Raw genomic sequence first — 22,142 nt, forward strand, 5'->3', positions numbered from 1 at the left:
GCTTGGTAAAGAGGATTACTTGTTGCGCTTGCGTTCGCTTTCGGTCAAGAAACGCTTACGCAGACGCACGCTCTTGGGTGTGATTTCGACCAACTCGTCGTCCTCAATGAATTCAACACCGTACTCCAAGGTCAAGTCGATAGGAGGCGTGATTTTGATCGCGTCTTCTTTGCCGGACACACGGAAGTTGGTCAGCTGCTTGGTACGTGTGGCGTTCACCACCAAGTCGTTGTCACGGCTGTGGATACCCACAATCATGCCTTCGTACACAGGGTCGTTCGCCTTGACGAACATACGGCCGCGGTCGTCCAATTTGCCCAGGGCGTAGGTGAAAATTTCACCGTCGTCCATGGAGATCAACACCCCGTTCTTACGTCCGCCGATGTCACCTTTGTGAGGCTCGTAGCTGTCAAAGATGTTGGAGATCAAACCGGAACCACGTGTCAAGTTCAAGAACTCGTTGGTGAAACCAATCAAACCACGCGCAGGAATGCGGTATTCCAAACGCACGCGACCACGGCCATCTGGCTCCATGTTCACGAGTTCGCCTTTGCGCTCGCCCAAGGCTTGCATGACGCCGCCTTGATGGGTTTCTTCGATGTCAGCAGTCACCATCTCGATAGGCTCGTGACGCACACCGTCCACATCACGGAACACCACGCGTGGCTTAGACACGGCCAACTCGTAGCCTTCACGGCGCATGTTTTCTAACAAAATCGTCAAGTGCAATTCGCCGCGACCCATGACTTCGAAAATACCTTCTTCGTCGGTTTCTTTGACGCGCAAGGCCACGTTGTGTTGCAGTTCTTTTTGCAAACGGTCCCAGATTTGACGGCTGGTCACGAACTTGCCTTCACGACCGGCCAAGGGGCTGGTGTTCACGCAGAAGTTCATGGTCAGCGTGGGCTCATCCACCTTCAACATGGGCAAAGGTGCAGGATTGGCAACGTCCGTCACAGTCACACCGATGTTCAGGTCAGCAATACCGTTGATCAACACGATGTCGCCAGGGCCGGCTTCGGTCACTTGCACGCGGTCCAAACCTTGGAACTTGAGCACTTGGTTGACACGGCCTTTGATGGCTTTGCCGTCTGGGCCTTCCATCACCACCACATCCATTTGGGGCTTGATGGTGCCTTGGCTGATACGGCCCACGCCGATACGACCGACGAAGGTCGAGAAGTCGAGCGCAGAAATTTGCAATTGCAAAGGAGCGGCAGGGTCACCTTGTTGTGGGGGAACGTGCTTGAGCACGGTGTTGAACAGGGCCGACATGTCGGGGCCCCACTGCTCACCGGGTGTGCCTTCGTCCATCGAGGTCCAACCGTTGATGCCAGAGGCGTAGACCACGGGGAAGTCGAGTTGTTCGTCGGTGGCACCGAGCTTGTCAAACAAGTCGAAGGCGGCGTTGACCACGAAGTCAGGACGTGCACCGGGCTTGTCCACTTTGTTGACGACCAGAATCGGACGCAAACCCAAGGCCAAAGCCTTCTTGGTCACGAAACGCGTTTGAGGCATGGGGCCTTCTTGCGCGTCGATCAGCAAAACCACACCATCGACCATAGACAAGGCGCGTTCCACTTCACCACCGAAGTCCGCGTGGCCGGGTGTGTCGACGATGTTGATGTGGGTGCCTTCCCAGCTCACAGCGCAGTTTTTGGCCAAGATGGTGATGCCGCGCTCACGTTCGATGGCGTTGTTGTCCATCACGGTGTCGACCACTTTTTCGTGATCGGCGAAGGTGCCCGATTGACGCAGCAACTGGTCGACCATGGTGGTTTTGCCATGGTCAACGTGGGCGATGATGGCGATGTTACGGATTTGTTTACTCATGCTTGACACTCCAATATGGTTTGAATTTCGATCGGGCTCAACAAGCGCCCGGGAATCAGTTCACCAGCCGTGACGTGCGCAGTGCCCAAGAGGGCGTGCGGCGTCTGACCGTACACAGCCATGTGCGAACTGTCGGGCCAAGAGCCACGGCGGCGCACACCGCTTAAGAATCTGCCCGCATCTTCTGGGGGCAAGGTGACAGGGGTATGACCGTCGAGCAAGGCATCGACGGGCAACAGGCGCGTTTCGCGCGCTTGTTCGGTGAGGGCTTCTAATTCAGCCACGGTGATGCACTGACTGGCCTCAAAAGGACCGGTCACGGTGCGACGTAAAGCGCCCAAATGGGCACAGGTGCCCAAGGCAATGGCGATGTCTTCGCCCAACGTGCGGATGTACGTGCCTTTGCTGCACGTGACAACGATCTTCAAACGGCGATGGCCATTCTCAGGTTCGATCTCTTCCAGTTGCAGGGCATGAATCGTGACAGGACGCGCTTCGCGCGCCACCTCGATGCCTGCACGCGCATAGTCATACAAGGCTTTGCCATCTTTTTTCAAGGCGCTGTACATGGGCGGTACTTGGCTGATCGGCCCTGTGAATTGGGCTTGCACGGCCAACAATTGCTCAGGCGTGAAATCCACTGACTTTTCAAGAACGACTTCACCTTCAAGGTCACCGGTGCTGGTTTGAATGCCCAGAACAGCAATGGCTTCGTAGGACTTGTCCGCATCCAAATGCAATTGACTGAATTTGGTGGCAGCGCCAAAGCACAACGGCAAGACGCCCGTAGCCAAAGGATCCAAGGTGCCCGTATGACCCGCTTTTTCGGCGCGCAACAACCACTTCGCCTTTTGCAAGGCGTCGTTGCTGGAGAGTCCGTAGGGCTTGTCGAGCAGCAACACCCCGTGTACAGGGCGACGCTGCACCCTGACGCGGGGCGCGTTCATGCTCAGTCGTCCTTCGCTTTGGAAGCGACTGCCTTGGCAATCAAGGCGTTCATGTCCGAGGCTCGCTCAGGCGTGCGGTCGTACACAAAGTGCAAGGTAGGCACGGTGTGGATGTGCAAACGCTTGAACAAGCCATTGCGCAGGAAACCTGCAGCTTGGTTCAAGCCCTCGCCTGTTTTCACAGGGTCGCCGGTGAGCACGCTGTAATGCACTTTGGCATGGGCGTAATCGGGCGTGACTTCCACGCCTTGCAACGTGACCATACCCACGCGCGGGTCTTTCAACTCACGCGCGATCAACTCGGCCAGATCACGCTGGATCTGGTCGGCCACTTGGTAGCTGCGGTTGGGAGTGCTGGACGGTTTGCGTGCCATGCTGGATTGCCTAGTGAAAGTGCCACTCACGCCTTAGAGCGTACGTGCCACTTCTTTGATTTCGAAGAATTCCAACACATCGCCTTCGACGATATCGTTGTAGTTCTTGACGGTCAAACCGCACTCGAAGTTCTCTTTGACTTCTTTGGCGTCGTCTTTGAATCGCTTCAAGCTGTCGAGTTCGCCAGTGAAGACAACCACGTTGTTGCGCAACAAACGCAACTTGGCCGAACGACGGACCACACCAGAGGTGACCATACAACCCGCGATCGCACCAATCTTGCTGACGCGCAGCACTTGGCGAATCTCGGCGGTACCGATGACTTCTTCTTTCTTGTCAGGCGTGAGCATGCCGGACATGGCCGCTTTGAGTTCGTCCACAGCGTCATAAATGATGTTGTAGTAACGAATGTCCACGCCATTGTTCTCGGCCAACTTGCGCGCACCAGCATCGGCACGGGTGTTGAAACCAATGATCACGGCCTTAGAGGCGATCGACAAGTTGACATCGCTTTCGCTGATGCCCCCCACTGCGGCGTACACCAACTGAACTTTGACTTCTGCGGTCGACAACTTGAGCAAGGACGCAGCCAAAGCTTCTTGCGAACCTTGCACGTCGGCTTTGACGATGATGGGCAAGAGTTTGACTTCGCCGGACGTCATGTCCGAGAACATGTTCTCCAACTTGGACGCTTGTTGCTTCGCCAACTTCGTGTTGCGAACTTTGCCTGCACGGTAGGTGGCGATCTCACGGGCACGACGCTCGTCGGACATGACCATGAATTCGTCGCCCGCTTGCGGCACTTCGGTGAGACCTTGAATCTCAACAGGAATGGATGGTCCAGCAGACTTGATTGTCTTGCCGTTCTCGTCCAACATGGCGCGCACGCGGCCATAGGTTTGACCACCCAAGACCACATCGCCCACATTGAGCGTACCGGACTGAACCAGCACCGTGGCCACAGGACCGCGACCTTTGTCCAAGCGCGCTTCGATCACCAGACCTTTGGCCATGGCGTCGACGGGCGCTTTGAGTTCAAGCACTTCGGCTTGCAGCAAAACTTGTTCAAGCAAGTCATCAATGCCAACACCTGTTTTGGCCGAGACCAAGACAAAAGGTGAATCGCCACCGAACTCTTCGGGCACGACTTCTTCCGCCACCAGTTCGCCTTTGACGCGCTCTGGGTTGGCACCAGGCTTGTCAATTTTGTTGACCGCCACCACGATCGGCACACCTGCTGCTTTTGCATGCTTGATGGCTTCTTTGGTTTGTGGCATCACGCCGTCGTCCGCCGCCACCACCAAGATGACGATGTCCGTGGCTTTGGCACCGCGAGCACGCATGGCCGTGAAGGCCTCGTGACCGGGGGTGTCCAAGAAAGAGATCATGCCGCGAGGCGTTTCAACGTGATAGGCACCGATGTGTTGGGTAATGCCGCCGGCTTCGCCCGAAGCGACTTTGGCGCGACGGATGTAGTCCAGCAACGAGGTTTTACCGTGGTCCACGTGGCCCATGACCGTCACCACGGGGGCGCGGGTCAAGGATTCAGCTTGGTGACCTGATGCTTCTTCTTCAGTGAACGCTTCTGGATCATCCAGTGCAGCCACCACCGCTTTGTGACCCAACTCTTCCACCAAAATCATGGCAGTGTCTTGGTCCAAGGGTTGGTTGATGGTGGCCATTTGGCCCAACTTCATCAGCTGTTTGATGACTTCAGAGGCTTTGACCGCCATTTTGTGGGCCAACTCACCCACAGTGATGGTTTCTGGCACGTGAACTTCAAGCACGCGTGCTTCTGTTTGTGCGTTCGACGTGTGGTCATCGTCGCGCCCACCGCGTTCGCGGCGACCACGCGGACCACCACGCCAGCTGTTACGCCCCACGCCGCCACTGGTGTCACCACGTGTTTTGATGGCTTTCTTTTTGGCTTGGTCATCCGCCCAGCTGGAAGACAGCTTGGCACTTTTGACTTCTTTGTTTGCAGGCGTCGTGGTGGTTGCGGCCGGTGCAGTCCCTGGACGCGGTGTGGCGCCCGGTGTACCCGCAGGCTTGTGCAAGGTACCTTTGATGACCACTTTAGGGTCCGCCACAGGTTCCGGCTTTTTGGCCACCAACACTTTTTGCGGCGTGCTCATCATCAAGCGAATGGCTTCGGCTTCGGCCAAGGCTTTGCGACGGCGTGAGTCTAAATCTTTGGCACGTGCAGCATCTTCATCGGCGCGGGCTTGTGAGGCCGCAGCGGCGTCTTGGCGAGCGGTCTCAGCGGCATCAGCCTTGGCTTGTACCAAAGCTTGCGCATCGATTTGCGCTTGCGAAGGTGCAGCGGGAGCGGCTGGCGCTTCAGGTTTTGTTTCGGCGTAAACGCGAGAACCTACCACGGGTGGGTTGGCTCTGGCAGCTGCTTTGGCGGCAGCAGCCGCGCTCTCAGCTTGTGCGGCTTCTGCCGCGGCTTTGGCTTCTGCCACCTTGGCGCGCTCGGCGGCCTCTTGCGCTTCACGCAGACGGCGTTTTTCAGCCAATTCTTCTTCTTGTCGACGAATCAACTCGGCTTGACGGCGAGCCTCTTCCTCACGACGGGCTAATTCAGCATGGTCGATGGCAGGAGCAGCGGCCTCTTCAAAGGCCTCAGGTGCAGCTGCAGCTGCATCACCCAACTCATCGTCACGTTTGACGAAGGTGCGTTTCTTGCGCACTTCAACTTGGATCGTGCGTGCTTTACCGGTGGCATCCGCTTGCTTGATCTCGCTGGTCGACTTTTTGACCAACGTGATTTTTTTGCGCTCGGCAGAAACGGTGCCATGGCTGGCTTGCAAATGGCTCAAGAGCATTTGTTTGTCGCTGTCGGTCAGCGCATCGCTGGCCGAAGATTTCGACACGCCCGCAGCTTTGAGCTGCTCGAGCAAGGTGTCGGTCGGTTTTTTAAGTTCGCTGGCAAATTCAGCGACGGTCGTACTTGACATATGTGGTGTTCCTCTCCATGACCGTTACTCTTGACCCGTGAACCAGTGTTCACGTGCCTTCAAGATCATGGCTTTGGCATCTTCTTCGCTCTGGCCAGTGATGGCCGTGAGTTCATCTACGGCCAAATCGGCCAAATCGTCACGGGTATGGACGCCGCCCTCTGCCAACTTGGCAATGAGCTCAACATTCAGGCCCTCAAGGTCGCGCAAATCTTGCGAAACTTCTTCGACACTCTCTTCGCGTGCAATTTCCAGCGTGAGCAGCGCATCCTTGGCACGTGTGCGCAGCTCGTTGACGGTGTCTTCATCGAAGCTCTCGATTTCCAACATCTCTTGCAATGGCACATAAGCCACTTCTTCAAGGTTGGTGAACCCTTCGTCGATCAAAATATCGGCCACTTCTTGGTCCACGTCCAACTTGGCCATGAACAAAGCGCGAATGGTGTGGGTTTCATCCGCTTGTTTTTGAGCCGATTCGGCCGCATCCATGATGTTGATGCGCCAACCGGTCAACTCAGAGGCCAAACGCACGTTTTGACCACCACGACCGATGGCAATGGCAAGGTTTTCCTCGTCCACCACCACGTCCATGGCATGCTTTTCTTCGTCTACCACGATGGAGCTGACGTTCGCTGGCGCCAAAGCACCAATCACGAACTGGGCGGGATCTTCACTCCACAACACGATGTCCACGCGCTCACCAGCGAGCTCGGTGGTGACCGCATTCACGCGGGTGCCACGCACGCCAACACAAGTGCCAATCGGGTCTACGCGCTTGTCATGCGAGATCACAGCAATCTTGGCACGCGAACCTGCGTCACGGGCGCATGATTTGATTTCCAACATGCCTTGCTCGATTTCTGGCACTTCGTGGCGGAACAACTCCACCATGAACTCAGGCGCCGAACGCGACAAGATGATGGGGGCACCACGCAAAGTCAAGTCCACTTCCATGATCATGGCGCGCACACGGTCGCCACTGCGGAGGTTTTCTTTGGGGATCATTTCGCTGCGACGCAGACGGCCTTCGATGCGACCCGATTCGACAATGATGTCGCCCTTGTCCATGCGCTTGACCGTGCCCACAAAAATCTTGTCGCCGCGCGACATGAAGTCGTTGAGCAACATCTCGCGCTCAGCATCACGAATTTTTTGCAAGATCACTTGTTTGGCAGCCATCGCACCGATACGCCCAATGGGGAGCGACTCAATGGCTTCTTCGATGTATTCGCCTTCTTCAGCTTCAGGCACCCGCTCGCGGGCGTCCATCAACATCTCTTCGGCTTCTGGGTTTTGCAAACCCGCCTCATCAGGCACCACCAACCAACGACGGAAAGTTTCGTAGTCGCCACTGTCACGGTCCATGGCCACGCGAATGTCCACTTCACCTTCGTACAACTTTTTGGTGGCTTGAGCCAAGGCGGACTCCACAGCACCAAACACCACATCGCGCTCGACGTTTTTCTCGCGCGAGATGGCTTCAACCAACATCAACATTTCGCGGTTCATGACGACTACTCCTTCTCAAGACCAAAGTTCAACGGGGCTGTCTGCCCTTGAAATCCACAATCGGAGCCAGACGTGCTTCGCGCAACTCGTCCAGCGTGAAACCCAGCGCATGCAGCGGGGTTTCGGCTCTTTTTTTACTGATTTTTTGACCTGGCTTGGCATTCACAGCGTCTCGCCATGTGATTTGCCAGCCTTGGCCGTCGTCGGTGCGCTCGAGGACACCTCGGAATTTTTTACGATTGGCAGACACCTGTCCTGCAGCCGCCACACCCATGGGCACTTTCAGCGTGAGGTCAATTTCCTCACCCACAAAGCGTTCGAAGTCAGCCACATGGCGCAAAGGACGATCAATACCAGGCGAGGACACCTCAAGCCGGTTGTATTCGGCACCATCCACCTCAAGGGCAAATTGCAGCTGACGCGTGACGCGCTCGCAATCTTCCACATTGATCATCTGAGCTGGGGCATCTGGCAGCCACGGCCAGTCGATGGTGATGCGCAAAAGCCCACCGGCTGAGCGTTCAATCTCAACCAGGTCGTAACCTAAGCCGGTCACGGTTTGTTCTACTGTTTGCTGCAAGCTCACGTCGACAAAAAGCCTTGAAATGGTGGGGTTCAAAAAACGATCGACCAAAAAAAACGGGCGGTAATTACCCGCCCGTTTGGTCGTGAAGCTCACATTGTAGCGTCTAAATGCTTGATTTTCAAGGGTTTAGCTGATTTTCTGCTTCACGCGCTCACCAAAAGTTGGGTGTAGGCGTGCTTGGGGGCCAGCAAGATTTGATCCACAGCGCCCGCCTCCAGCACTTGCCCCGATTGCATGACCAAGACCTGATGTGCCATGGCACGAATCACAGCGACATCATGGGTGATCAAAAAGTAACTCAAACCCCGTTGCTTCTGCAACTGCTGCAGCAGTTGCAGCACTTGTTTTTGGGTGGTGACATCTAAAGCGCTGGTGGGTTCGTCGAGCACCAAAATTTGCGGCTCCACCACCAAAGCGCGGGCAATGGCCAAGCGCTGACGCTGGCCGCCAGAAAATTCGTGGGGATAGCGTTGCAACAGCCCCTTAAATTCAATCTCGGTCAGACCCACATCTGCCAAGGCATTCAGAACGCGCTGCTGGCGACTTGGGGCGTCTAGCGTGGGGAAATGCAGCGTCAAGCCTTCCGCCACCAAAGCCTCCACGGTCATGCGTGGCGACAGGGATGAATAAGGATCTTGAAACACCACCTGCACACGACGTCTCAAATTCAAATCAGCTGCAGCGCGCCCTGACCACGACTGTCCCTCCAAGCTCAAACGCCCCTGACTGGGAATGAGCCCCAAGACGGCCAACGCTAAACTGGACTTGCCCGAGCCCGACTCGCCCATCACGCCCAAAGTTTGCCCAGCTGCCAACGCAAAGTCAGCGCCTTGAACCGCCACAAACTCAGCGCGCCCAAACCAACCCCGCCAACCCGGCCGTGGCATGGGGTAACTCACACGCAGGCCTTGCGCTTGCATCACCAAGGGCGCGTCGCTGAGCGGCGCAGGCACATCACGCACGGGTTGGCTGTTGAGCAATTTTTGGGTATAAGGGTGCTGAGGAGAAGAAAGCACCGTGTGCGTCGCCCCCTCCTCTACCACCGAGCCACGCTCCATGACCAGCACGCGGTCGGCAAAACGGCGCACTGCCGTTAAATCGTGGGAAATGAGCAGAACGGCCATGCCGTAACGCTGCTGCAAGCTGTCGAGCAAATCCAAAATTTGCCCGCGCAAGCTTACGTCCAGCGCAGTGGTCGGCTCATCGGCCACCAACAGGCGCGGTCTGCATGCCAGCGCCATGGCAATCAAAACGCGCTGCCGCTGCCCGCCTGACAACTGGTGCGGGTAAGCCCGCGCACGCCGCGTGGGCTCAGGGATGCCCGTTTGCTCCAGCAAAACCAACACCTCTTGCCAGGCCTCATCGCGGCGCAAGCCGCGCTTGACCCGCAAGACCTCGGCAATTTGATCGCCCACCGTGAACAAGGGATTGAGTGCGGTCATGGGCTCTTGAAAGACATACGCAATGTCTTGCCCGCGAATGGGCACCAACTCACGTTCGGTCAGTTGCACCAAATCGAGAATTTGAGGTGCGAGGCGATCAGGCGCCGACTGATCAGAGACGGAGGCATCGTCCGAGGCCTTGTCTGACGGGTTTCCCGAGGCAAAGTGCGGTGCATCCACGTTTTGTTCCGTCCACAAACACCGCCCCGAAAGCTGCGCACCTTCGACGAGTTTGACCAAGCTCAAAGCCAAAACGCTTTTGCCCGATCCCGACTCGCCCACCAACGCCAATTTTTCGCCCAATGCAAGGCTGAAATTCACGCCATGCACCACCTCGTTCCCACCGAAACGCACATGAAGGTCACGCACTTGAAGCAAAGGCAGTTTCATGCGTCCGCCTTTCGCGGGTCGAGCGCATCGCGCAAGGCGTCGCCCATGAAGGTCAGCAACATCAGCGTGACCACCAACACAGCGAAGGTGGACAAAGAAATCCACCATGCATCGATGTTGTTTTTGCCCTGAGCCAAGAGCTCGCCCAAGCTGGGTGTGCCCGGCGGTACGCCTAAGCCTAAAAAGTCGAGTGACGTCAACGCCAAAATCGCACCGCTCATGCGAAACGGTAAAAAGGTCACCACCGGCGTCAAACTGTTGGGCAACACATGGCGCCAAATAATTTGTGTGTTGGACAAGCCCAAGGCCCTCGCAGCGCGCACGTAATCAAGTTGGCGATTGCGCAAGAACTCGGCACGCACATAGTCGGACAAACCCATCCAGCCGAACAAACCCAAGAGCACCAAAAGCAAGGTCACGCTCGGGTCAAACACAGCGCTGAAAATGATCAACAAATACAACTCAGGCATGGCGCTCCAAACTTCGATAAAGCGCTGCATCGCCAAGTCAGTCTTTCCACCAAAGAAGCCTTGCAATGCGCCGGTCAACGCCCCAATCACGGTGCCAAATAGGGTCAAGGCCAGTGCAAACAACACCGACAAACGAAAGCCATACAACAAACGCGCGACCACATCGCGGCCTCGGTCATCGGTGCCTAACCAGTTGTCCGACGACGGCGGCGCAGGGTTGGGCTGTTTGGCAAAGTAGTTCAGCGTGGTGTGATGGTAAGGATTGGGCGGGTACAAGGCCCAGTTACCGGGCTGCTCAAACTGAGCTTGGATGAAGGGGTCTAAAAAATCGGTGGGGCTGTCGAAGTCACCACCAAAGGTGGTTTCGGGCAAGTTTTGAACAATGGGCGCATACCAGTGACCCTGATAGCGCGCCACCAAAGGCTTGTCGTTGGACAGCACTTCCGCCAAAAGGCTCAGGCCAAACAAAGCCACAAACAACACCAAGCTGCCAAACCCCAAACGGTTGGTGCGAAAGCGTTGCCACGCCCGCCTGCTGGGCGATACCGAACGTTCAGTCGAATTTGACACGCGGGTCCACCCAGACATAACAAAGGTCGCTGATCAACTTGGTGACCAAACCAATCAGCGTGAACAAATACAAGGTGCCCAACACCACGGGATAGTCGCGTCGCATCACACTTTCGAAACTCAGCAACCCCAATCCGTCCAAGGAAAACAAAGTTTCGATCAGCAAAGAGCCGGTGAAAAACGCACCGATGAAGGCGCTGGGAAACCCAGTCACCAAAGGAATCAGGGCATTACGAAACACATGGCGCCACAACACGCGACGCTGCGACAAACCTTTGGCGCGCGCCGTCAGCACATACTGCTTGCGGATCTCTTCCAGCATCGCGTTTTTGGTGAGCATGGTGGTGACCGCAAATGCGCCCATCACGCTGGCGGTAATCGGCAGCACGATGTGCCACAAGTAATCAACGATGCGCGCACCCCAACTCAGTTGCTCCCAGTTGGTCGATGTCAAACCGCGCAACGGAAACCATTGCAACTGCCCCCCAAAGACCACCAGCAGCGCCACACCGAGCACAAAACCGGGAATGGCATAGCCCGTCAGCACAACCAAGCTCGTCAAGGTGTCAAAACGTGACCCAGAACGTACGGCTTTGGCCACACCCAAGGGCACGGATATGAGGTAGCTTAAAAAGAAGGTCCACAGCCCCAAGCTGATCGAGACAGGGAGTTTTTCCTTCACCAAGGTCCACACGTCTTTGGGATAGTAAAAGCTCTTGCCTAAATCGAAACGTGCAAACTGCTGGACCATTTGCCAAAAACGCTCGGGCGCGGGCTTGTCAAAGCCATACAGCTGCTTGATTTCTTCGATGCGGGCTGCATCCACGCCTTGACGGCCACGATAGCCGGCACCGCCAGCCGCAGCGCCCTCACCGCCACTGTCGCGCCCTTGCAGCTGAGCCACCATTTGCTCCACAGGCCCTCCTGGCACAAACTGGATGACGACAAAAGTCAGCAACAAAACCCCAAACAGGGTTGGCACCATGAGCAGCAAGCGCTTGAAAATATAGGCCATCATGTCAACGCGCCGCCCTTTGCGCTGCAGCCAAGTTAGCGCGGTTATCCAAAGTGGCTGACCAGGTAGAGGTCACCCAACTCTCAGGCTGATAAAACCGCGGCGTGATGGCCGGTTGTTCAAACTTGCCGCTGCGCCAAGACACGCGGTGCACGCCGCCATACCAATGCGGCACAGCGTAATGGCCGTGGCGCAAGACACGGTCTAGCGCGCGTGCAGCAGAGATCAACTCGGGCCGCGTTCTCGCAGCGGTGACATGGCCCAACAACGCATCCACAGCAGGGTCCTTTAAGCCGATGAAGTTGCCCGAGCCCTCGGTTACAGCGGCGCGAGAACCAAAACGCTCCAACAACTCGGTGCCCGGCGACTCACTACCCACGTTGCGGTTGCTGATGATTTCAAAATCAAACACGTCCAAACGCTTTTGGAGCACAGCAAAGTCAATCACTTTGTAATTCACCACAAAGCCCAGCTTTTCGAGGTTCTTGGCAAACGGGGTCACCACGCGGCCCATAGAACCCGAGTTGTCTAAAAACTCAATGCGAAACGCCTCACCCGCAGCATTGCGCAAGGCACCGTCTCGGTAGGTCCACCCGGCATCCGCGAGCAAGGCTTTGGCTTGACGCAAATGGTCACGCAAGGTGTCGCCCGACTTGGGGTCTAGCGAGGTGAAGGGGGGCAAAGGCACAGGCTGGTTGAATACTTGAGGCGACAGTTGTGGGCGCAGTGGCTCGAGCAAGGCCAACTCCGCAGCGTCTGCCAAGCCCTTGGCTTCAAAGTCGCTGGCCACAAAATAGCCGCGCACACGCTGGTAAGCGTTGTAAAACAGCTGTCGGTTCATCCACTCATAGTCCATGGCCAAACCGATGGCTTGACGCACCCGCGCGTCTTGAAACTTGGGCAAGCGGGTGTTGAACAGGAATCCTTGAAAGTCACCCGCATTCCCGTGCTTGAGTTCGCGCTTGATCAGCTGGCCGTTGTCAAACGCTTTACCGACATAGCCACGCGCCCACTCCCGTGCGATGAACGACTGGATGAAATCAAACTCCCCCGCCTTGAAACCTTCGAGTTGTGCGGTGTTGTCTTTGTAGAGTCGGTAAGTGATGCGGTCAAAGTTGAACATCCCGAGTCGCACGTTCAAATCCTTCGCCCAGTAATTCGGTTCACGCTCGTAACTGATGTCTCGGCCAAACGCCACTTGGCCAATTGTGTAAGGACCGCTACCAATCGGTGTCTCGGTCACTATTTTGTCGAAGGGTTGACGAACGCCATCCTTGACACCCCAAGCGCGGCTGAACACAGGCATGCCGCCCACAATCAACGGCAACTCTGGATTGGCACTTTTAAAGTCGAAACGGACAGTATGTGGGTTGATCACCACCACGCCGGCAACGTCGTTGTAGAGAGTGCGAAATTGTGGTGCCGCTTGCTTGCTGGTCAAGGTCTCAAAGCTGTGTTTCACGTCGTCGGCCATGACGGCGTCACCATTGCTGAAACGAGCCTCTAGACGCAAACGAAACTGAACCGAGCGGCGATCGCTCGCCACGCTCACATCCTCAGCCAGCAAGCCATAAGCCGTGGCAGACTCATCCAAGGTGCCGGTGAGCAGCGATTCGAATAACAAGCTGCCCAAGCCTGGCGCGGCATTGCCTTTGAGGGTGAAGGGGTTGTATTTGTCAAAGCTCGACAAGCGTGATGGCGGAACTAACACCAACTCACCACCTTTTGCGGCCAGCGGATTGACGTAATCAAAGTTTTTGAACTGCGGTGGGTATTTGATGTCTCCGAATTGGGCATACGCATGGCCCGCCCATGAAGGAGCCACGCAAAAAATCGCCAATAAAAACGCCAAAAACCGCATGCGACAATTCTGCAAGATTTTTTTGGAGCATTTCATCCATGGGTACAAAAACAGGTTTTCTTTCTGGAAAAAAATTGTTGATCACCGGCGTGTTGTCTAACCGCTCCATCGCTTATGGCATCGCCAAAGCGTGTCACGATCAGGGTGCTGAATTGGCATTCAGCTACGTCGGCGAGCGTTTCAAAGACCGTATTACCGAGTTTGCCGCAGACTTCGACTCCAAGCTCATTTTTGACTGCGACGTGGGGAGTGACGCACAAATTGAACAACTCTTCACAGATTTGTCAGCCCATTGGCCCACCTTTGACGGCTTCGTGCACAGCATTGGCTACGCGCCTCGCGAAGCGATTGCCGGTGATTTCTTAGATGGCCTGTCACGCGAAGGCTTCCAAATCGCCCACGACATCAGTGCCTACAGTTTTCCCGCCATGGCCAAAGCAGCCCTGCCTTACTTGAACGACAACGCCGCCGTGTTGACTCTGTCTTACTTGGGTGCCATCCGCACGGTGCCGAACTACAACACCATGGGCTTGGCCAAAGCGTCGCTGGAAGCGTCGGTGCGCTACTTAGCCGAGTCGCTGGGCGCACGCGGACGCAACTTGCGCGCCAACGGCATCAGCGCAGGCCCCATCAAAACCTTGGCGGCCAGCGGCATCAAAGGCTTTGGCAAGATTTTGAGCGTGGTGGCCGAGGCTTCGCCCATTCGCCGCAACGTGACCATCACCGATGTGGGCAACGTGGCCGCGTTCTTGATGAGCGATTTGGCAGCCGGCGTGACCGCCGAAATTACCTATGTTGACGGCGGATTTAGCCAAGTTGTAGGTGGCATTGCCGAGCCTTCAGCAGAGTAAGCTGGCATAAAAGCCGCAAAGGTGTGGCTTTGTGATCGACTTGCGCATGTGTTCATGCGCGCCAAGGAGAAGCCAGCATGCAACGCCGCCCTTTGCTTTCCCTCTTCTCCTTGTCTTTGCTGTGGCGGCCCTGCGCCCAAGCCGCCACAGTGCCGCCCATTTGGCTGGCGAACACCTACACAAGCGCCGCCGATTTACGCGACTATTGGGTGAGCGAGAAGTTTGATGGCGTTCGCGGCTACTGGGATGGGCAGCAATTGCTGACGCGGGGCGGCACCGTATTAAGGCCGCCGGCTTGGTTCACCCAAGGTTGGCCTGACACACCTTTTGAAGGCGAGTTGTGGGCTGGACGCGGGCAATTCACGGCCGCCGTCTCCGTGATTCAACAAGCCAACGCCCGTGATGCCGACTGGCAAAAGATGCACTTCATGGTGTTTGATTTACCCATGCACAGAGGTACATTCACCGCACGCATACAAGCCTACACAAGCTTGGTAACGGCACTTGGCTTAACTTGGGTCGAAGCGGTCTCTCAAAAACAACTGGACTCCGCCACAGCGCTCAAGCAACTCCTGAATGACAAAGTCAGCTCGGGGGCTGAAGGTTTGATGTTGCACCGCGCCAATGCCACCTATAAATCAGGCCGCAGCAACGATCAACTCAAACTCAAACCGCATGACGATGCAGAAGCCCGCGTGATCGAACACTTGGCTGGAACGGGGCAATACGCAGGACAAACAGGCGCCTTGTTGGTCGAGACATCGCAAGGCAAACGGTTCAAGTTAGGCACGGGATTGCTTGCCCAAGATCGCCAAAAGCCGCCTGCGATCGGAGAATGGGTCACGTATCGGTATCGGGGGCTGACCGACAAAGGCTTGCCTCGCTTTGCAAGTTTTCTACGGATTCAACCAGACCTAGAGAAACGGCCTTGAAAACTCAAGGCCGTTTAGATCATGCGTGAACCAAGGCGCAACGCGGTGCTCAGCCTCTGACGCAATCGGCAAAGTAGGACTTCTTGCCATCAACGCCCACAACTTCCACCAAACCGTGGATGTCGGTCTCAAACCCCGGGCACTGCAAGTTGAATTCGCGAGCGAACTTCAAATAGTCCACGATTTTCTTGTTGAAGACTTCACCTGGAATCAACAGCGGAATACCAGGTGGGTATGGTGTGACCAAACTGGTGGTGATGCGGCCTTCCAAATCGTCAATCGCCACACGCTCTGTGTTGCGGTGCGCGATTTGGGCATAGGCGTCGCTGGGCTTCATCGAGGGCGTGAGGTCGCTCAAGTACATGTCGGTGGTCAAGCGTGCAATGTCGTACTTGGCGTAGAGCGTGTGAACGTGTTGGCACAAATCGCGCAAACCCATGCGCTCGTAGGCTCGGTGCTTTTGGCAGAACTCGGGCAGGATGCGCCACATTGGCTGGTTGCGGTCGTAGTCGTCTTTGAACTGCTGCAACGCTGTCAACAACGAGTTCCAGCGGCCCTTGGTGATACCAATGGTGAACATGACGAAGAAGCTGTAGAGGCCCGTTTTCTCGACGATCACGCCGTGCTCGGCCAAAAACTTCGTGACGATGCTGGCTGGAATGCCCGAGGTGTCGAACTTGCCATCTAAATCCATACCGGGCGTGACGATGGTGGCCTTGATCGGGTCCAACATGTTGAAGCCATCAGCCAAGTTACCAAAGCCATGCCACTTGGACGACTCGCCTTGGCCTTTGATGATCCAGCTGTCCGAGCTACCTATGCCGTCCTCGACCAACTCATCGGGGCCCCACACCTTGAACCACCAGTCCAGGCCGTACTCGTCGTCCACCTTGCGCATGGCGCGGCGGAAATCAAGCGCTTCGGCAATGCTCTCTTCCACCAAGGCGGTGCCGCCAGGCGGCTCCATCATGGCCGCAGCCACGTCACAGCTGGCAATGATGCTGTACTGCGGGCTGGTGCTGGTGTGCATCAAATACGCTTCGTTAAACAGATGGCGGTCCAACTTGGTTTGTTGCGAGTCTTGAACCAAGACATGACTGGCTTGGCTGATACCAGCCAACAATTTATGAATCGATTGCGTGGCATAGACCACCGAATGCATGGGTCGCTCACGCTTCTTACCCATGGCGTGGTAGGTGCCATAAAACGGGTTGAAGGCCGCGTGGGGCAACCAAGCCTCGTCAAAATGCAAGTTGGCCACGTAGCCGTCCAACATCTTTTTGATGGTTTCTGTGTTGTACAGCACGCCGTCGTAAGTAGATTGCGTTAGGGTCAGAACACGCGGTTTCACCGTCTTGGCATCCACACCTTTGAGCAAAGGGTTGGCGGCAATCTTCGCCTGTATCGCTTCAGGCTCAAACTCACTTTGAGGAATAGGGCCGATGATGCCGTAGTGGTTGCGCGTGGGCTTCAAAAACACAGGCACAGCACCCGTCATGATGATGGCGTGCAACACCGACTTGTGGCAGTTGCGGTCCACCACCACCACATCATCGGGAGCCACCGTGTGATGCCACACGATTTTGTTGGACGTACTGGTGCCGTTGGTCACAAAGAAGCAATGGTCCGCATTGAAGATACGGGCGGCATTGCGTTCGCTCTCGCCAATCGCGCCGTTGTGGTCCAACAATTGGCCCAGCTCTTCTACGGCGTTACAGACGTCAGCGCGCAACATGTTTTCACCATAAAACTGGTGATACATCTGACCCACAGGACTTTTCAAAAATGCCACACCACCCGAGTGGCCAGGACAGTGCCATGAGTACGAACCGTCTTCGGCGTAATCCAACAAGGCTTTGAAGAATGGCGGCTGCACACTCTCCAGATAGCTTTTGGCTTCACGGATGATGTGACGTGCCACAAACTCCGGCGTGTCCTCAAACATATGAATAAAGCCATGCAACTCGCGCAAGATATCGTTGGGTAAGTGGCGTGATGTTTTGGTTTCGCCGTAAACGTAGATGGGCACGTCCGCGTTCTTGCGACGTACTTCTTCGATGAAGTTACGCAAGTTCAAAACGGCGGGATCCAGATCGGGGCCAGGCGTGAACTCTTCATCGTCAATTGACAAGATGAATGCACTGGCGCGAGACTGCTGCTGCGCAAATTGACTCAGGTCACCATAACTCGTTGCACCCATGACCTCATAACCCTCGCCTTGAATGGCGTCGGCCAGGGCACGAATGCCAAGGCCGGAGGTATTTTCAGAACGAAAATCCTCGTCAATGATGACGATGGGAAAACGAAATTTCATGCAGCACTCCGACAGAATTAAGCGTCAACTAAACAACAGCGCGGAAGTGTACTCGCCCACTGTTACAATCTAAGGCTTCGGAGCGATGGATGAGTGGTTTAAGTCGCACGCCTGGAAAGCGTGTGTGGGTTAATAGCCCACCGCGGGTTCGAATCCCGCTTGCTCCGCCAAAACCAAAAAGCCCCTGCTCGCAGGGGCTTTTTTCATGGTCTTGACGAACTGACAGGCCACAGCAAGACCGCTGAATCAAGACCTGCTTTCTTGGGCTTTGCGGATGGCATTTTGGGCATCCGTTGCCGAGACTTGCATCACGGGTTGATTCGGATTTTGAATCACCAACCCTAGCAAACGGGCACCGTGCTCGATGGCAATAGAGCCATAGGAAATATCCCCCTGAACGATCGAGTCTTTGTGAAACTCAACCCGTTCAGCTGCATAGATGTTTCCCTCAACCTTGCCCGCCACCATGACGCGGTGTGCCGTGATGTCGCCAGCAACTTCGCCCGTCGGCCCAATGGCAACCGTGACTTTGTTGTCTTTACCCGTTTCAATGTTGCCGGTGACTTTGCCATCAATGCGCACGCTGTCTAAGAGCACCAAACGGCCATAAATGTGTGTGGTGCGGCCAATGATGGTGTCGAAGCGCTCTTGCGAGGGGGCAAACGATTTGCCTTTGAGTTTTTCAAACATGGCGGTCCTGGTGGAGACTGGGAAATTAAGGCGCGCTGGCGGTGGTTTGCAGCAAAATTTGCATTGGGTTCAACACCCGATCATGGCGCATGACTTCGTAATGCAGGTGTGGGCCCGTTGAACGACCTGTGCTACCGAGACGCGCAATGACTTCGCCGCGCTGAACTTTCTGCCCCTCTTGCACCATCCGCTGACTCAGATGCGCATAACGGGTTGTGAAACCTTCCAAATGGCTGATTTCCACCACGTTGCCGTAAGAGGCATCCCAAGCTGAGCGTGTCACAGTTCCAGCAGCGGTGGCCACGATGCCTGAGCCATGCTCCGCTACAAAATCAAGTCCTTCGTGCATCGCCAGCTGGCCAGTGAAGGGGTCGTTACGGATGCCAAACCCGCTGGTCACACGGTAGTCTTTGCCAATCGGCACCCCTGTGGGCAAAGCATTGAGCCAGTTCAACTGCGTGGACCACGTTTGCGCCAGAGACTTCAAAGCAGTTTGCGTTTGCGAAAATTCGTCTTGGGCTGTGACTAAATCTAGGTGCAGAGGCTGGCTGCGGTTACTTTGGTAACGGGGCGGAACCCAAGGGCCGCCTTTTGCCTCTTCTTTTTTGGCATATTTGTCGCGAACCTGTGGTGGCGTAGCGATGTCCATGAATCGGTTCTTGAGCGTTTCCAGTTGGCGGATTTCTTGGACGGTCGTGTTCATGGTTTGCCGTAATTGGTCCAAGTGGTCACGGTAAGTGGCCTCTAATTTTTGCTGCTCCGCCTCCGTCGTCACCCCCCCTATGCTTCGCGCAAGGCCGGGGCTGAACTCGATGGCCATGCGAAAGCCAACAAAATGCAACAGAACACCCAACGCCACCAAGACGAACGCAGACGCACAGGCTCCCAAAAGCACTGTACGTGCCGTGATGGAAATGGTCCGCACGGTGGCGGTGGGCCCAGACACCCACATGAGTTGCATACGTAGCTCCAAGTAGCGGAAAGTTGAACAAGAGTTCTACAAATTCATTCACAATTGTAGGGATTTCTCAGCCCAATAACTTCCTCACGCCAGCAGAGAAAACCCTGAATGAGCCATCCAACACCGTCGATTCCTTGGTTAGAGGCGAACACTGCCCTTCCCAAGGCCGCCACAGCACAACCTCAGGGGACTGAACTGGCGGGTCTCGTCGCGGCTGGCAATGACCTTTCGGCCCCGCGTTTACAGGAAGCCTACGGCTTAGGCATCTTTCCTTGGTTCAGTGAAGGACAACCCGTTTTGTGGTGGTCTCCAGATCCGCGCATGGTGCTCAAACCTGCATCATTCAAACTACATCGGTCTTTGCGCAAAACACTGCATGCTTTTTTAGCCGCACCCGATTGCGAGATTCGGGTGGACAGCGCTTTTGAACTCGTGATGCAACGATGCGCTAACGCTCCCCGGGGAGGCAAAGTAGGCACCTGGATCGTGCCCAACATGATCAAAGCCTACGTGGACCTTCACCAGGCCGGATTCGCGCACAGCGTTGAGACGTGGGTCAATGGCGAGCTTGTTGGAGGTCTGTATTGCGTCGCTCTGGGACGCGCGGTGTTTGGCGAGTCGATGTTTGCCCTGCAAACAGATGCCTCAAAGATCGCGCTATCGGCTTTGGTCGCGCTAACCAAAGCGCAAGGTGTCCCGTGGATTGATTGCCAGCAAAACACCCGTCACTTGGCCTCTTTGGGTGCACAAGAAATTGAACGGACAGTCTTTATCAAGGGCATTTCAGCAGCTCAAGCGCAGAGTCCGCTTGACTGGCAACTTCAACCGATACACTGGCAGGCACTTTTAGCTCCAGGCCACCAAGCGTGATGACACACCGTCAAGACTTGCCCGCACAACCTTTGCAGTTTTATGCAACGGCGCCTTACCCGTGCAGTTATTTGACCCATATCACAGCACGGTCGCAAGTGGCGTCGCCCAGTGAGCAAGTTGACGACGCTGCCTATTCATCCCTAATCCGCCAAGGTTTTCGTCGCAGCGGCTTGTTCACGTACAGACCATATTGCGACAGCTGTCGCGCCTGCTTGGCCTTGCGTGTGAAAACAGAGGACTTTGCACCAACACGAAGCCAAAAACGTGCCTGGAAGAAACACGGGAACTTGGTCGCTCGCCTCTTACCGCTGCATTTTGAAGCTGAACATTACGAGTTTTATAAACGTTACCAATGGCATCGCCACCCTGGTGGAGGGATGGACCAAGACAGCGTCGAGCAATATGCACAATTTTTGCTGCAAAGCCGGATTCGGTCGCAAATGGTTGAATTCAGAGCGCCTGCCAACGACGATGGCACGCCGGGTGCATTAAAAATGGTATCGATCGTGGACGAAATAGAAGACGGCCTCTCTGCGGTCTACACCTTTTACGATCCGCACGACTCGGCCAGCTACGGCACTTACAACGTCATGTGGCTGATCGAGTATGCGCATCAATTGAAGTTGCCCTTTGTGTATCTCGGCTATTGGGTCGAGGACAGCCCCAAAATGCGCTACAAAACCAATTTCCAGCCCTTTCAGTTGCTCCAAAATAACGAATGGGTGGACATTAATTTCACCAAGTAAAATATAGAGATGCGCAAATCTACCGTTCCCGCGACTCCCAACATTCAAGTGATCGAGCGGATGTTCTCGCTCATCGACGTTCTCGCCTCCCGCGAAGAGGCCATCACGCTGAAAGAAATCAGCGAACGAACGGGGCTGCATCCCTCGACAACCCATCGCATCTTGAACGATCTCGCTGTCGGTCGATTTGTCGAGCGTCCAGAGGCTGGAAGCTATCGCTTGGGCATGCGCCTACTTGAGCTGGGCAATTTGGTCAAAGATCGCCTGAACGTTCGCGATGTGGCCTTCCAGCCCATGCGCGAATTGCACAAGCTGATTCAACAACCTGTCAATTTGAGTGTGCGCCAAGGTGACGAAATTGTGTATGTGGAACGTGCCTTCAGCGAGCGCTCGGGCATGCAAGTGGTGCGCGCCATTGGTGGCCGTGCCCCGCTTCACTTGACCTCTGTCGGTAAATTGTTCTTGGCCATGGACGATGCCCAACGTGTTCGCGCCTACGCCACCCGCACTGGTCTGAGCGGCCAAACGCGCAACAGCATCACCCAGTTGCCGGTTCTTGAGCGCGAGCTCTCCAAAGCCCGCCAATACGGCGTGGCGCGTGACAACGAAGAGCTCGAACTCGGCGTGCGTTGCATGGCCTCAGGTATTCACGACGACCAAGGCAAACTGGTGGCAGGTTTGTCCATTTCAGCCCCCGCAGACCGCCTCGATGAAGAATGGTTGCCCAAGCTTCAAATGACCACCCAAGCGATTTCTCATGCGTTGGGCTTCAAAGACAAATTAAACGCGACATGAGGCGAAAAAAGGCCAGCAAATT

The 22,142-nt window shown here is 55.7% G+C and carries 18 protein-coding genes and 1 tRNA gene; 6 read left to right on the top strand and 13 right to left on the bottom strand.

Features of this window, described 5'->3' with window-relative positions:
• Positions 1 to 15 precede the first annotated feature (15 nt).
• From typA to B9Z42_RS09925, 10 genes are all read right to left on the bottom strand, one after another.
• Entirely contained in the window at positions 16 to 1,833 is a 1,818-nt protein-coding gene (typA, locus tag B9Z42_RS09880; RefSeq protein ID WP_100133207.1) for a translational GTPase TypA, read from the bottom strand.
• On the bottom strand, positions 1,830 to 2,780 hold the full coding sequence (gene truB, locus B9Z42_RS09885) for a tRNA pseudouridine(55) synthase TruB (protein ID WP_100133208.1): 951 nt from the start codon (positions 2,778 to 2,780) through the stop codon (positions 1,830 to 1,832). Before truB ends, typA begins: the two co-directional genes overlap by 4 nt.
• A 2-nt stretch (positions 2,781 to 2,782) precedes the next feature.
• Positions 2,783 to 3,154 carry a 30S ribosome-binding factor RbfA gene (gene rbfA / locus B9Z42_RS09890; protein WP_100133209.1) on the bottom strand — a complete coding sequence of 124 codons (372 nt, stop codon included), beginning with the start codon at positions 3,152 to 3,154 and terminating at the stop codon, positions 2,783 to 2,785.
• A 33-nt stretch (positions 3,155 to 3,187) separates the two neighbouring features.
• The gene (gene infB, locus B9Z42_RS09895; protein WP_100133210.1) at positions 3,188 to 6,115 is read right to left on the bottom strand and encodes a translation initiation factor IF-2; all 2,928 of its coding nucleotides are present in this window, start codon (positions 6,113 to 6,115) and stop codon (positions 3,188 to 3,190) included.
• A gap of 24 nt (positions 6,116 to 6,139) precedes the next feature.
• Complete coding sequence (gene nusA / locus B9Z42_RS09900) at positions 6,140 to 7,624, bottom strand: transcription termination factor NusA (RefSeq protein ID WP_100133211.1); 1,485 nt, start codon at positions 7,622 to 7,624, stop codon at positions 6,140 to 6,142.
• 28 nt (positions 7,625 to 7,652) lie between these two features.
• Positions 7,653 to 8,210, bottom strand: coding sequence for a ribosome maturation factor RimP (gene rimP, locus B9Z42_RS09905; RefSeq protein WP_100133291.1), 558 nt, complete (start codon positions 8,208 to 8,210; stop codon positions 7,653 to 7,655).
• A gap of 143 nt (positions 8,211 to 8,353) precedes the next feature.
• A complete protein-coding gene (locus tag B9Z42_RS09910) occupies positions 8,354 to 10,042 on the bottom strand; it encodes an ABC transporter ATP-binding protein (protein ID WP_100133212.1) in 1,689 nt (562 codons plus the stop codon).
• A complete protein-coding gene (locus B9Z42_RS09915; RefSeq protein ID WP_233203597.1) occupies positions 10,039 to 11,082 on the bottom strand; it encodes an ABC transporter permease in 1,044 nt (347 codons plus the stop codon). The genes B9Z42_RS09910 and B9Z42_RS09915 overlap by 4 nt, the downstream gene beginning before the upstream one ends.
• The gene (locus tag B9Z42_RS09920; RefSeq protein WP_100133214.1) at positions 11,066 to 12,100 is read right to left on the bottom strand and encodes a microcin C ABC transporter permease YejB; all 1,035 of its coding nucleotides are present in this window, start codon (positions 12,098 to 12,100) and stop codon (positions 11,066 to 11,068) included. The genes B9Z42_RS09915 and B9Z42_RS09920 overlap by 17 nt, the downstream gene beginning before the upstream one ends.
• 1 nt (position 12,101) lies before the next feature.
• Positions 12,102 to 13,922, bottom strand: a complete 1,821-nt coding sequence (locus B9Z42_RS09925; protein WP_233203598.1) for an extracellular solute-binding protein — start codon at positions 13,920 to 13,922, stop codon at positions 12,102 to 12,104.
• Positions 13,923 to 13,996: 74 nt separating this feature from the next.
• On the opposite strand from B9Z42_RS09925, the gene fabI reads away from it, so the two are divergent.
• Both fabI and B9Z42_RS09935 read left to right on the top strand, forming a co-directional pair.
• The gene (gene fabI / locus B9Z42_RS09930; protein WP_100133215.1) at positions 13,997 to 14,809 is read left to right on the top strand and encodes an enoyl-ACP reductase FabI; all 813 of its coding nucleotides are present in this window, start codon (positions 13,997 to 13,999) and stop codon (positions 14,807 to 14,809) included.
• A 77-nt stretch (positions 14,810 to 14,886) separates the two neighbouring features.
• Entirely contained in the window at positions 14,887 to 15,741 is an 855-nt protein-coding gene (locus B9Z42_RS09935; protein WP_100133216.1) for a DNA ligase, read from the top strand.
• 49 nt (positions 15,742 to 15,790) lie between these two features.
• Here B9Z42_RS09935 and B9Z42_RS09940 read toward each other — a convergent pair whose 3' ends face one another.
• Positions 15,791 to 18,055, bottom strand: coding sequence for an arginine/lysine/ornithine decarboxylase (locus B9Z42_RS09940; RefSeq protein WP_100133217.1), 2,265 nt, complete (start codon positions 18,053 to 18,055; stop codon positions 15,791 to 15,793).
• A gap of 79 nt (positions 18,056 to 18,134) precedes the next feature.
• Here B9Z42_RS09940 and B9Z42_RS09945 point away from each other — a divergent pair.
• Positions 18,135 to 18,225 (top strand) — tRNA-Ser (locus B9Z42_RS09945).
• Between the two features lie 76 nt (positions 18,226 to 18,301).
• Here B9Z42_RS09945 and B9Z42_RS09950 read toward each other — a convergent pair.
• A complete protein-coding gene (locus B9Z42_RS09950; protein ID WP_100133218.1) occupies positions 18,302 to 18,745 on the bottom strand; it encodes a polymer-forming cytoskeletal protein in 444 nt (147 codons plus the stop codon).
• A gap of 25 nt (positions 18,746 to 18,770) precedes the next feature.
• Entirely contained in the window at positions 18,771 to 19,706 is a 936-nt protein-coding gene (locus B9Z42_RS09955; RefSeq protein ID WP_199172021.1) for a M23 family metallopeptidase, read from the bottom strand.
• A 108-nt stretch (positions 19,707 to 19,814) separates the two neighbouring features.
• On the opposite strand from B9Z42_RS09955, the gene aat reads away from it, so the two are divergent.
• The 3 genes from aat to B9Z42_RS09970 are packed head-to-tail and all read left to right on the top strand — an operon-like array spanning position 19,815 to position 22,120.
• Positions 19,815 to 20,576 (top strand): leucyl/phenylalanyl-tRNA--protein transferase, encoded by a 762-nt coding sequence (aat, locus tag B9Z42_RS09960; RefSeq protein WP_100133219.1) that lies wholly within the window; start codon positions 19,815 to 19,817, stop codon positions 20,574 to 20,576.
• Positions 20,576 to 21,325, top strand: a complete 750-nt coding sequence (locus B9Z42_RS09965; protein ID WP_100133220.1) for an arginyltransferase — start codon at positions 20,576 to 20,578, stop codon at positions 21,323 to 21,325. Before aat ends, B9Z42_RS09965 begins: the two co-directional genes overlap by 1 nt.
• 9 nt (positions 21,326 to 21,334) lie before the next feature.
• Positions 21,335 to 22,120, top strand: a complete 786-nt coding sequence (locus B9Z42_RS09970; protein WP_100133221.1) for an IclR family transcriptional regulator — start codon at positions 21,335 to 21,337, stop codon at positions 22,118 to 22,120.
• Positions 22,121 to 22,142 lie beyond the last annotated feature (22 nt).

The organism is Limnohabitans sp. B9-3 (assembly GCF_002778325.1).
GTDB classification, from domain to species: Bacteria; Pseudomonadota; Gammaproteobacteria; order Burkholderiales; family Burkholderiaceae_C; genus Limnohabitans; species Limnohabitans kasalickyi.

Bases quoted from the DNA above. Each gene is read 5' to 3' on its own strand.
- typA (WP_100133207.1), bottom strand. From the start codon at position 1,833: ATGAGTAAACAAATCCGTAACATCGCCATCATCGCCCACGTTGACCAT.
- truB (WP_100133208.1), bottom strand. From the start codon at position 2,780: ATGAACGCGCCCCGCGTCAGGGTGCAGCGTCGCCCTGTACACGGGGTG.
- rbfA (WP_100133209.1), bottom strand. From the start codon at position 3,154: ATGGCACGCAAACCGTCCAGCACTCCCAACCGCAGCTACCAAGTGGCC.
- infB (WP_100133210.1), bottom strand. From the start codon at position 6,115: ATGTCAAGTACGACCGTCGCTGAATTTGCCAGCGAACTTAAAAAACCG.
- nusA (WP_100133211.1), bottom strand. From the start codon at position 7,624: ATGAACCGCGAAATGTTGATGTTGGTTGAAGCCATCTCGCGCGAGAAA.
- B9Z42_RS09910 (WP_100133212.1), bottom strand. From the start codon at position 10,042: ATGAAACTGCCTTTGCTTCAAGTGCGTGACCTTCATGTGCGTTTCGGT.
- B9Z42_RS09920 (WP_100133214.1), bottom strand. From the start codon at position 12,100: ATGATGGCCTATATTTTCAAGCGCTTGCTGCTCATGGTGCCAACCCTG.
- fabI (WP_100133215.1), top strand. From the start codon at position 13,997: ATGGGTACAAAAACAGGTTTTCTTTCTGGAAAAAAATTGTTGATCACC.
- B9Z42_RS09935 (WP_100133216.1), top strand. From the start codon at position 14,887: ATGCAACGCCGCCCTTTGCTTTCCCTCTTCTCCTTGTCTTTGCTGTGG.
- B9Z42_RS09940 (WP_100133217.1), bottom strand. From the start codon at position 18,055: ATGAAATTTCGTTTTCCCATCGTCATCATTGACGAGGATTTTCGTTCT.
- B9Z42_RS09950 (WP_100133218.1), bottom strand. From the start codon at position 18,745: ATGTTTGAAAAACTCAAAGGCAAATCGTTTGCCCCCTCGCAAGAGCGC.
- B9Z42_RS09955 (WP_199172021.1), bottom strand. From the start codon at position 19,706: ATGCAACTCATGTGGGTGTCTGGGCCCACCGCCACCGTGCGGACCATT.
- aat (WP_100133219.1), top strand. From the start codon at position 19,815: ATGAGCCATCCAACACCGTCGATTCCTTGGTTAGAGGCGAACACTGCC.
- B9Z42_RS09965 (WP_100133220.1), top strand. From the start codon at position 20,576: ATGACACACCGTCAAGACTTGCCCGCACAACCTTTGCAGTTTTATGCA.
- B9Z42_RS09970 (WP_100133221.1), top strand. From the start codon at position 21,335: ATGCGCAAATCTACCGTTCCCGCGACTCCCAACATTCAAGTGATCGAG.